The organism is Pantoea sp. USMM079, assembly GCF_037153115.1.
GTDB lineage: Bacteria > Pseudomonadota > Gammaproteobacteria > Enterobacterales > Enterobacteriaceae > Pantoea > Pantoea communis.
In genome coordinates, this window is record NZ_JBBCKX010000045.1 from 1 (window position 1) to 9704 (window position 9704).

Annotated in this window: 9 protein-coding genes, 1 tRNA gene, 2 rRNA genes and 1 pseudogene; 10 read left to right on the forward strand and 3 right to left on the reverse strand. The window is 52.2% G+C overall.

The genetic code is table 11. The features are described from left to right. The 10 genes and pseudogenes from WFP70_RS26245 to WFP70_RS26290 all read left to right on the forward strand — a co-directional run. A pseudogene (locus WFP70_RS26245) lies at nt 1-166 on the forward strand (acetyl-CoA carboxylase biotin carboxylase subunit); the annotation flags it as partial. A 70-nt stretch (nt 167-236) separates the two neighbouring features. Further along, nucleotides 237-479, forward strand: coding sequence for a YhdT family protein (locus WFP70_RS26250; protein ID WP_034830168.1), 243 nt, complete (start codon nt 237-239; stop codon nt 477-479). Next, nucleotides 469-1914 carry a sodium/pantothenate symporter gene (gene panF, locus WFP70_RS26255; protein WP_034830170.1) on the forward strand — a complete coding sequence of 482 codons (1446 nt, stop codon included), beginning with the start codon at nt 469-471 and terminating at the stop codon, nt 1912-1914. Before WFP70_RS26250 ends, panF begins: the two co-directional genes overlap by 11 nt. An 11-nt stretch (nt 1915-1925) precedes the next feature. Further along, the gene (gene prmA / locus WFP70_RS26260) at nt 1926-2807 is read left to right on the forward strand and encodes a 50S ribosomal protein L11 methyltransferase (protein WP_166936785.1); all 882 of its coding nucleotides are present in this window, start codon (nt 1926-1928) and stop codon (nt 2805-2807) included. Between the two features lie 394 nt (nt 2808-3201). Then, nucleotides 3202-4167 (forward strand): tRNA dihydrouridine synthase DusB, encoded by a 966-nt coding sequence (gene dusB / locus WFP70_RS26265; RefSeq protein ID WP_038644355.1) that lies wholly within the window; start codon nt 3202-3204, stop codon nt 4165-4167. Between the two features lie 24 nt (nt 4168-4191). Beyond that, nucleotides 4192-4488, forward strand: a complete 297-nt coding sequence (gene fis / locus WFP70_RS26270) for a DNA-binding transcriptional regulator Fis (protein ID WP_003855228.1) — start codon at nt 4192-4194, stop codon at nt 4486-4488. 541 nt (nt 4489-5029) lie between these two features. Continuing rightward, nucleotides 5030-6055, forward strand: coding sequence for an amino acid ABC transporter substrate-binding protein (locus tag WFP70_RS26275; protein WP_034830184.1), 1026 nt, complete (start codon nt 5030-5032; stop codon nt 6053-6055). A 66-nt stretch (nt 6056-6121) separates the two neighbouring features. Beyond that, nucleotides 6122-7300: an amino acid ABC transporter permease gene (locus tag WFP70_RS26280; protein ID WP_034830186.1), complete on the forward strand. Its 1179-nt coding sequence runs from the start codon at nt 6122-6124 to the stop codon at nt 7298-7300. A 15-nt stretch (nt 7301-7315) separates the two neighbouring features. Next, nucleotides 7316-8416, forward strand: a complete 1101-nt coding sequence (locus WFP70_RS26285) for an amino acid ABC transporter permease (RefSeq protein WP_337024881.1) — start codon at nt 7316-7318, stop codon at nt 8414-8416. Between the two features lie 8 nt (nt 8417-8424). After that, entirely contained in the window at nt 8425-9186 is a 762-nt protein-coding gene (locus WFP70_RS26290; RefSeq protein WP_337024880.1) for an amino acid ABC transporter ATP-binding protein, read from the forward strand. Nucleotides 9187-9356: 170 nt separating this feature from the next. On the opposite strand, the gene rrf (WFP70_RS26295) is transcribed toward WFP70_RS26290, so the two are convergent. From rrf (WFP70_RS26295) to rrf (WFP70_RS26305), 3 genes are all read right to left on the reverse strand, one after another. Next, a 5S ribosomal RNA gene (rrf, locus tag WFP70_RS26295) occupies nt 9357-9472 on the reverse strand. Nucleotides 9473-9508: 36 nt separating this feature from the next. After that, nucleotides 9509-9584: transfer RNA gene (locus tag WFP70_RS26300), tRNA-Thr, on the reverse strand. Between the two features lie 15 nt (nt 9585-9599). Further along, nucleotides 9600-9704: ribosomal RNA gene (rrf, locus tag WFP70_RS26305) — 5S ribosomal RNA — on the reverse strand; the annotation flags it as partial.

Sequence of the window (9704 nt, forward strand, 5' to 3'; positions counted from 1 at the left end):
TGAAGTGGCCATCGCGCGCATGAAAAATGCGCTGGCGGAACTGATCATCGACGGCATCAAGACCAACGTCGAGCTGCAGATGAAAATCATGTCCGACGAACATTTCCAGCAAGGTGGCACCAACATCCACTATCTGGAGAAAAAACTCGGCCTGCACGAGAAGTAATCGCAGCGCAGAGCAAACAAAGGCCGGTTAATCCGGCCTTTTTCATTTTTGTTACCGTTGAGGTTGCATAATGGATTGGCGTTTTTTACAAGCGAACAAAGAGGCGCGCTGGGCATTTTATCTGACGCTGGCGTACCTCGCCGTCTGGGGCCTAAGTGCCTGGCTAGGCGGCAATGAGAGCGGCATCACCGGATTACCGCACTGGTTTGAGCTCTCCTGCATTTTCGCCCCGCTGCTATTTATCGTCCTTTGCTGGGTGATGGTTCGCCTGTTGTATCGCGACATGTCGCTTGAGGATCAAGATGGACAGTGAAATCATTCTGCCGCTATTAGCCTATCTGGTCTTGATCGCCGGTTTATCGGTGTTTGCGATGCGCAAACAGCGTCAGGGCAATTTCCTCACCGAATACTTCCTCGGCAGCCGTTCGATGGGTGGCTTTGTGCTGGCCATGACGATTACCTCCACCTACATCAGTGCCAGTTCGTTTATTGGCGGGCCGGGTGCTGCCTATAAATATGGTCTTGGCTGGGTATTGCTGGCGATGATTCAGGTGCCGGCGGTGTGGCTCTCGCTCGGTGTATTAGGAAAGAAATTCGCCATTCTCGCGCGCCGCTATAACGCTGTGACGCTGAATGACATGCTATATGGCCGCTATGGCAGCACACTGCTGATTTGGCTCTCCAGTATTAGCTTATTAGTGGCTTTTGTTGGCGCAATGACCGTACAGTTTATTGGTGGTGCACGCCTGCTGGAAACCGCTGCGGGTATTCCCTACGACACCGGCTTATTAATTTTTGGTGGCACCATCGCGCTGTATACCGCGTTTGGCGGCTTCCGTGCCAGCGTACTCAACGATGCAATGCAAGGCCTGGTAATGCTGGTCGGCACCTTCTTACTGCTGTTTGCCATTATCCATCAGGCGGGTGGACTCGAAACGGCCGTGACGAAACTGCGCACCATCGATCCCCAACTCGTGTCGCCGGAAGGTGTTGGCAACGTCATTAATCCGACATTCCTGAGTTCTTTCGCCGTGCTGGTCTGCTTTGGCGTGATTGGTTTGCCGCATACTGCGGTGCGCTGTATCTCCTATAAAGACAGTAAAGCCATGCATCGCGGCATCATTCTGGGCACCATTGTCGTGGTGATTCTGATGCTCGGCATGCATCTGGCGGGGGCGTTAGGCCGTGCCATTCTGCCGGATCTCACTGTTCCGGATCGCGTGATCCCGACGCTGATGATCACCGTGTTGCCGCCAATGGCAGCCGGCGTGTTTCTCGCTGCACCGATGGCAGCAATCATGTCAACGATTAACGCGCAGCTGCTGCAATCCTCCGCTACGCTGATCAAGGATCTCTATTTGCGTATTGCGCCACAGCACAGCGAGAATGAATCGCGCCTGCGTATGCTATCCGGCACTATCACTTTCGTGCTGGGCATATTGCTGTTACTGGCGGCGTGGAATCCACCGGATATGATTATCTGGCTCAATCTGCTGGCCTTTGGCGGACTGGAAGCCGTGTTCCTCTGGCCGCTGGTATTGGGACTGTATTGGGAGCGCGCTAATTCGACAGGTGCTATCAGCGGCATGGTTGTCGGCGCGGCTTGCTATACCTTACTTGCCAGCCTGAAAATTGAACTATGGGGCTTTCACCCTATCGTTCCCTCATTGACCTTAAGCCTGCTGGCCTTCGTGGTGGGTAATTTGTTTGGCAGCACGCCTGAAGCGCGTCACGCTGCGGTGAAATAAAGAGAAACGCTATGCCTTGGATTCAAATCAAAATTAACAGTACCGGCGAAAATGCCGAGCCGCTGAGCGATGCGCTGATGGACGTGGGCGCCGTCTCGGTGACGTTTCAGGATACCCATGACAACCCGGTTTACGAACCGCTGCCGGGTGAAACACGCTTATGGGGCGATACGGATGTGATTGGTCTGTTCGACGCCGAAACCGAGATGGACGATGTGGTGGCCGAACTGAGTCAACATCCACTGCTGGGATCGCATTTCCATCACAAGATCGAGCAGATCGAGGATAAAGACTGGGAACGTGAATGGATGGATAACTTCCACCCGATGCGTTTTGGTGAACGTTTGTGGATCTGCCCGAGCTGGCGGGACGTGCCGGATCCGAATGCCGTCAACGTGATGCTGGATCCGGGCCTGGCGTTTGGTACCGGCACCCACCCGACCACTTCGCTCTGTCTCACCTGGCTTGATGGACTTGATCTGCAAGGCAAAACTGTGATCGATTTTGGCTGTGGATCCGGCATTCTCGCTATAGCCGCCCTTAAACTGGGCGCGTCGCAGGCTATCGGGATTGATATTGATCCGCAGGCTATTCAGGCCAGCCGTGACAATGCGGAGCGCAATGGCGTTTCTGATCGTCTGTCGCTCTATCTACCGCATCAACAGCCGGAAAACCTGCAAGCGGATGTGGTTGTCGCCAATATCCTCGCAGGCCCGCTACGTGAGCTGGCGCCGCTGATTAGCGTATTGCCAAAAGCGGGCGGACATCTGGGATTGTCGGGCGTATTAGCCAGCCAGGCTGAAGGGGTGTGCGAAGCCTATGTTGAGCGCTTCGTACTTGATCCGGTGGCTGAAAAAGAGGAGTGGTGCCGTATTACCGGCGTGCGCCGCTGAGTTTGATCACCGGCTGGCTTCGCTGGCCGGTTTGCTGTTTGGCCATCAGACAGTGAAAGCAACTCACCCTCTGCATATCAGCCGAAAATCTGCTAACTGAAAGCAATCAAATTAGTACATTTAATAATCATATCGCCGTCATTTCTCTGGCTAATTACCGGATGTGGCGGTTTTTATGTCGTGATTTTGGGCATGTTTTAAGAAAAACTTTTGCTCACAATTTCAGCATAATTTTTTAATGCACTGAATTATATAGATTATTAGTTGTAGCATTGCTGTTAAGGCCGAATTCCTCGCAGTTTAACGGTGAATTGTTCAAAGTTTGGCCTTTCATCTTCTTTAAAAAATGCGTAATATACGCCGCCTTGCGAACAGTTAGGGTCACTTCTTTTTCATGCGCATTGGACACCATCAGCTACGTAATCGACTCATCGCTGCACCTATGGCTGGCGTTACCGACAAGCCATTTCGCACCTTGTGTTACGAGAACGGCGCGGGTATGACTGTCTCCGAGATGCTGTCATCAAACCCAGAAGTTTGGGCCAGTGATAAATCCCGGTTGCGTATGGTGCATAGTGACGAGCCTGGAATCCGTGCCGTGCAAATTGCCGGTTGCGATCCTGATGAGATGGCTGCTGCCGCGCGCATTAATGTGGCGTCTGGCGCGCAGGTCATTGATATCAACATGGGCTGCCCGGCTAAGAAAGTGAATCGTAAGATGGCTGGCTCAGCACTGCTGCAGCATCCGTCACTGGTGGAGTCCATCCTCCGTGCGGTAGTGAATGCAGTTGATGTACCGGTTACGCTGAAGATTCGCACCGGCTGGGACAAAGAAAATCGTAATTGTGTAGAGATTGCCCAATTGGCTGAACGCTGTGGCATTCAGGCTCTCACCATTCATGGCCGCACGCGCGCCTGTTTGTTTGAGGGGCACGCTGAATACGACAGCATTCGGACAGTTAAGCAGAGCGTTTCCATTCCGATTATCGCGAATGGTGACATTACTGACCCGCACAAAGCCAGAGCGGTGCTCGACTATACCGGAGCCGATGCTCTGATGGTTGGACGCGCTGCTCAGGGAAGACCGTGGATCTTCCGGGAAATCCAGCATTATCTGGACACAGGGGAGCTGCTGGCACCGAAGCCGCTGGCTGAAGTGAAGCAAATGCTGATTGGACATATACGGGAACTGCACGACTTTTATGGTCAGCGCAAGGGATACCGTATTGCTCGTAAACACGTTTCCTGGTATTTGCAGGAAAGTGCTCCTGATGACCAGTTTCGGCGCACATTCAACGCCATAGAGGATGCCAGCGAACAGCTGGAGGCGTTGGAGGCATACTTCGAAAATCTTGCGTAAACGAAATAAAGAGCTGAAAGAACTATGTTCGAACAACGCGTAAATTCTGATGTACTGACCGTTTCTACCGTTAACTCACAGGATCAGGTGACGCAAAAGCCACTTCGTGATTCGGTGAAACAGGCACTGAAGAACTATTTTGCTCAACTGAATGGTCAGGATGTAAGTGATCTGTATGAGCTGGTATTGGCTGAAGTTGAGCAGCCTCTGTTGGACATGGTGATGCAGTACACCCGTGGCAACCAGACCCGTGCAGCTCTGATGATGGGTATCAACCGTGGTACCCTGCGTAAGAAGCTGAAAAAATACGGCATGAACTAATTGTTCTTTGCTGCGCTAACGCCAACCCTCGGGTTGGCGTTTTTGTTTGTGCCTCACCCATAGTTTCCCTGCGTTAGCAACGGATGAAACAATTGTCGCGGATATGGTAACGATAGTTGCAATTGCATCCGTGATATTTCGTCTCTCTTACCGCACGTCTTTTGCCCCTTTTTAGCGCCTGCTTTGTGCGTCATAACGCCCGCCATGCCGCTTTCCCAGTGATCCTGCACCGTTTCTACCGTAACCCTGCAAACGCATACATTTTATCCTGAGTGATGGCTCACACTGCTTCCACATAGTGAAACTATTTGCACTATTTGTGATCGCGTCGTCTCGTCATGCAGCCTTTTGGTGCGCGATAGTAGCCAAAATTTCTGGATGCGTCCTTTTATTAAAAGATCTTTCCAGTGAATTCAGGATTCTGCAAACCTGGCATTACCTTTGCAGAGTCGTGGATGGCTAACCGCCACAGACAGAAAAAAGCGCACATTAAAGTGCGTGCAAACATAACAACACACGATCTCGCCACACAGGATGCTTTATGAAAAAGATGATGCTTTCCACCCTGGTCGCTGCAGCCTCGCTGTTCGCCGTTACTCAACAAGCGCACGCAGGCACCACGCTGGATGCCATTAAAAAGAAAGGTTTCGTACAGTGCGGTATCAGCGATGGCCTGCCAGGCTTCTCTTACGCTGATGCCAGCGGCAAATTTACCGGAATCGACGTGGATGTTTGCCGCGCTGCTGCGGCTGCGGTATTTGGTGATGCAAGCAAGGTGAAATACACCCCGCTGACGGCTAAAGAGCGTTTCACTGCGCTCCAGTCTGGTGAAGTGGATATCTTGTCTCGTAATACCACCTGGACCTCTTCGCGCGATGGTGGCATGGGCTTCTTGTTCGCTGGTGTGAACTACTATGACGGCATCGGCTTCCTGACCCATAAGAAAGCGGGCCTGAAAAGCGCCAAAGAGCTGGATGGTGCCACCGTATGTATTCAGGCCGGTACCGATACCGAGCTGAACGTGGCTGACTACTTCAAAGCCAACAAAATGCAGTATACGCCAGTGACCTTCGACCGTTCTGATGAGTCAGCGAAAGCACTCGACAGTGGCCGCTGCGATACCCTCTCTTCCGACCAGTCTCAGCTGTATGCACTGCGTGTGAAACTCGGCAAACCAGATGATTTCATCGTGCTGCCAGAAGTGATCTCTAAAGAGCCGCTGGGTCCTGTGGTACGTCGTGGTGATGACGACTGGTTCACCATCGTTAAATGGTCTCTTTACGCCATGCTGAACGCAGAAGAGATGGGCGTGAGCTCTAAGAATGTTGATCAGATGGCGGCCAAACCCACTACCCCGGATATGGCTCACCTGTTGGGTGCAGAAGGTGACTTCGGTAAAGACCTGAAACTTGATAATAAATGGGCTTACAACATCATCAAACAGGTCGGTAACTATCAGGAAGTGTTCGATCGCAACGTGGGTAAAGACAGCGCACTGAAAATCGCGCGTGGCCAGAATGCACTCTGGAACCAGGGCGGCATCCAGTACGCTCCACCAGTACGCTAAGTCTGTTCTGCCAGTCGGGCACCGCACCCTGCGGTGCCCAAGCGTTTTCTTCACTGAGGTTTCAACATGTCACAACGCCCAACCGTAAAGAGGGATTTTTCGTTTGGTAATCCTACGGTTCGCGCCTGGCTTTACCAGATCATCGCGATTGTGGCCGTGCTTGCTGTGGTGGGATATCTGGTCCACAACACAGTAATCAACCTGGCCAACCGCGGCATCACTTCCGGTTTCGGATTTCTTGAGCGCAATGCCGGTTTCGGCATCGTCCAACACCTGATCGATTACACCGAAGGAGATACTTACGCGCGCGTGTTTATGGTGGGGTTGACCAATACCCTGCTGGTTTCCGCACTCTGCATTGTATTTGCCTCCATCCTGGGCTTCGCCGTGGGGCTCGCGCGTCTGTCTGAAAACTGGCTGCTGCGTAAACTCTCGACCATCTACATCGAGACGTTTCGTAATATCCCACCGCTGCTGCAGATCTTCTTCTGGTACTTTGCGGTGTTGCGTAACCTGCCAGGGCCACGTCAGGCACTCAATGCGTTTGATCTGGCGTTTGTCAGTAACCGCGGTTTGTATATTCCGTGGCCAGAGTATGCACCTGGCACCTGGCCATTCCTGATTGCGCTGGCACTGGCCATCCTCGGCAGCGTTGCACTTTTCCGCTTCAACCGTAAGCATCAATTAAAAACCGGCCAGTTACGCCGCACGTGGCCCGCCGCTGCAGGTTTGATTGTGCTGTTACCCCTGATTGCACACACATTATTTGGTGCCGCAACGCATTGGGATGTACCAGAACTGCGCGGATTCAACTTCCGCGGCGGCTTTGTGATGATCCCGGAGCTGGCGGCGCTAACGGTGGCGCTTTCTGTGTATACCTCATCGTTCATTGCCGAAGTGATTCGCTCTGGGATTCAGTCCGTGCCGCACGGTCAGAATGAAGCAGCCCGCTCGCTGGGTCTGCCAAATCCTGTCACGATGCGTCAGGTCATCATCCCGCAGGCAATGCGCGTGATCATTCCACCGTTAACCAGTCAGTATCTCAACATCGTGAAGAACTCATCACTGGCCGCGGCCATTGGCTATCCCGATATGGTGTCATTGTTTGCCGGCACGGTGCTGAACCAAACTGGCCAGGCCATTGAAACTATTGCGATTACCATGGCGGTCTATCTGATCATCAGCCTGCTTATTTCACTGCTGATGAACCTTTACAACCGCAAAATTGCGCTAGTTGAGCGATAAGAGAACGGGATCATTATGTCTGTAACCACACACGATACATCGCCTGCACCCAGCAATCCGTTAGGGAAAGCCTGGCTGTGGGCGCGCAAAAATTTGTTCTCAAGCTGGCTGAATACCCTGCTCACGTTGTTCAGCTTTTGGATTATCTGGAGTGTGATTCCACCGGCGCTGGATTGGCTGATTTTCCAGGCTAACTGGATTGGCGAAACACGTGCAGACTGCACCAAAGCAGGTGCATGCTGGGTATTCATCCACGCACGTTTTGGCCAGTTTATGTATGGACTTTATCCGCACGAACTGCGCTGGCGCATTAATCTGGCGTTGGTGATTGGCCTACTGTCGATCGTTCCCATGTTCATTAAGTCGATGCCACGTCGTGGTCGCTACATTGCCTGCTGGGCGGTGATCTACCCAATAGTGGTCTGGCTGCTGATGTATGGCGGGTATCTGGGGCTGGATCGCGTGGAAACCCGCCAGTGGGGCGGTCTGACGCTGACGCTGATTATTGCCTCAATTGGCATCGCTGGTGCGCTGCCGTTGGGGATTCTGCTGGCGCTGGCTCGTCGTTCAAAAATGCCCGTGGTTCGCACCCTGTCAGTGATTTTCATTGAGTTCTGGCGTGGTGTGCCACTGATTACCGTGCTCTTTATGTCATCGGTGATGCTGCCGCTGTTTATGGCAGAGGGCACGACTATCGACAAGCTGGTACGTGCGCTGGTCGGCGTGATTCTGTTCCAGTCCGCTTATGTTGCAGAAGTGGTGCGTGGCGGCTTGCAAGCACTGCCAAAAGGGCAGACTGAAGCGGCGGAATCACTGGCACTCGGCTACTGGAAAACGCAGATGCTGGTTATTCTGCCACAGGCACTTAAGCTGACCATCCCCGGTTTAGTGAATACCATCATCGCACTGTTTAAAGATACCAGCCTGGTGATCATCATCGGCCTATTCGATCTCTTCAGTAGCGTGCAGCAAGCCACCGTTGACCCCACCTGGTTGGGCATGTCGACTGAAGGCTACGTGTTTGCTGCCATGGTTTACTGGATTTTCTGTTTTAGCATGTCGCGCTATAGCCAGTATCTGGAGAAGCGCTTCCACACCGGGCGTAAATCGCACTGAGGTTTTACATGACACAAATTATGACTAATGCGGCTGACGCCATGATGATTACGCTCGAAAACGTGAATAAATGGTACGGTCAGTTCCATGTTCTCAAAGATATTAACTTGTTGGTGAAACCCCGCGAACGCATTGTTCTTTGTGGGCCTTCGGGGTCAGGGAAATCGACGACTATTCGTTGCATCAATCATTTAGAAGAGCATCAACAAGGCCGCATTGTAGTAGATGGCATCCATCTTAACGATGATGTGCGCAATATTGAGCGTGTTCGTACCGAAGTCGGCATGGTATTCCAACATTTTAATTTGTTCCCGCATCTTACCGTGTTGCAAAACTGCACGTTGGCACCGATTTGGGTGCGCAAGATGCCGAAGAAAGAAGCGGAAGAGTTAGCGATGCACTATCTGCAACGCGTGCGTATTGCGGAACATGCCCATAAGTTTCCAGGACAGTTGTCAGGAGGGCAGCAACAACGTGTGGCGATCGCGCGTTCACTGTGTATGAAACCGAAAATCATGCTGTTCGATGAACCGACCTCAGCACTCGATCCAGAAATGGTGAAAGAGGTTCTCGATACGATGATTAGTCTGGCAGAAGATGGTATGACGATGTTATGCGTGACGCACGAGATGGGCTTTGCGCGTACGGTGGCAGACCGGGTGATCTTTATGGATCGCGGAGAGATTGTTGAGGAAGCGCCGCCGCAGGAGTTCTTTGCGAATCCTAAATCAGAACGTACACGCGCCTTCCTTTCTCAAGTTATTCATTGATATTCGGTGAGCTACTTAAGCCTCTGCGCAATCTGGCAGAGGTTTTTTTATAACCTTAATATTATTTCGCATTAACCCATTTCGACGTTTTTGGCGAATCTTGAGCCTGGTTGCGAGTTTTAAACATACAAAAAAGCCCTGAACTTTCGTTCAGGGCTTCTGTTTTTGATGCCTGGCAGTTCCCTACTCTCGCATGGGGAGACCCCACACTACCATCGGCGCTACGGCGTTTCACTTCTGAGTTCGGCATGGGGTCAGGTGGGACCACCGCGCTAAAGCCGCCAGGCAAATTCTGTTATTTACCGAACTCACGCTTTAAAACTGGTGCTGATACCCAGAGTCGAACTGGGGACCTCACCCTTACCAAGGGTGCGCTCTACCAACTGAGCCATATCAGCACACTTTAATTTGATGCCTGGCAGTTCCCTACTCTCGCATGGGGAGGCCCCACACTACCATCGGCGCTACGGCGTTTCACTTCTGAGTTCGGCATGGGGTCAGGTGGGACCACCGCGCTA

Coding starts and splice junctions, on each gene's coding strand:
- WFP70_RS26250 (WP_034830168.1), top strand. CDS start 237: ATGGATTGGCGTTTTTTACAAGCGAACAAAGAGGCGCGCTGGGCATTT.
- panF (WP_034830170.1), top strand. CDS start 469: ATGGACAGTGAAATCATTCTGCCGCTATTAGCCTATCTGGTCTTGATC.
- prmA (WP_166936785.1), top strand. CDS start 1,926: ATGCCTTGGATTCAAATCAAAATTAACAGTACCGGCGAAAATGCCGAG.
- dusB (WP_038644355.1), top strand. CDS start 3,202: ATGCGCATTGGACACCATCAGCTACGTAATCGACTCATCGCTGCACCT.
- fis (WP_003855228.1), top strand. CDS start 4,192: ATGTTCGAACAACGCGTAAATTCTGATGTACTGACCGTTTCTACCGTT.
- WFP70_RS26275 (WP_034830184.1), top strand. CDS start 5,030: ATGAAAAAGATGATGCTTTCCACCCTGGTCGCTGCAGCCTCGCTGTTC.
- WFP70_RS26280 (WP_034830186.1), top strand. CDS start 6,122: ATGTCACAACGCCCAACCGTAAAGAGGGATTTTTCGTTTGGTAATCCT.
- WFP70_RS26285 (WP_337024881.1), top strand. CDS start 7,316: ATGTCTGTAACCACACACGATACATCGCCTGCACCCAGCAATCCGTTA.
- WFP70_RS26290 (WP_337024880.1), top strand. CDS start 8,425: ATGACACAAATTATGACTAATGCGGCTGACGCCATGATGATTACGCTC.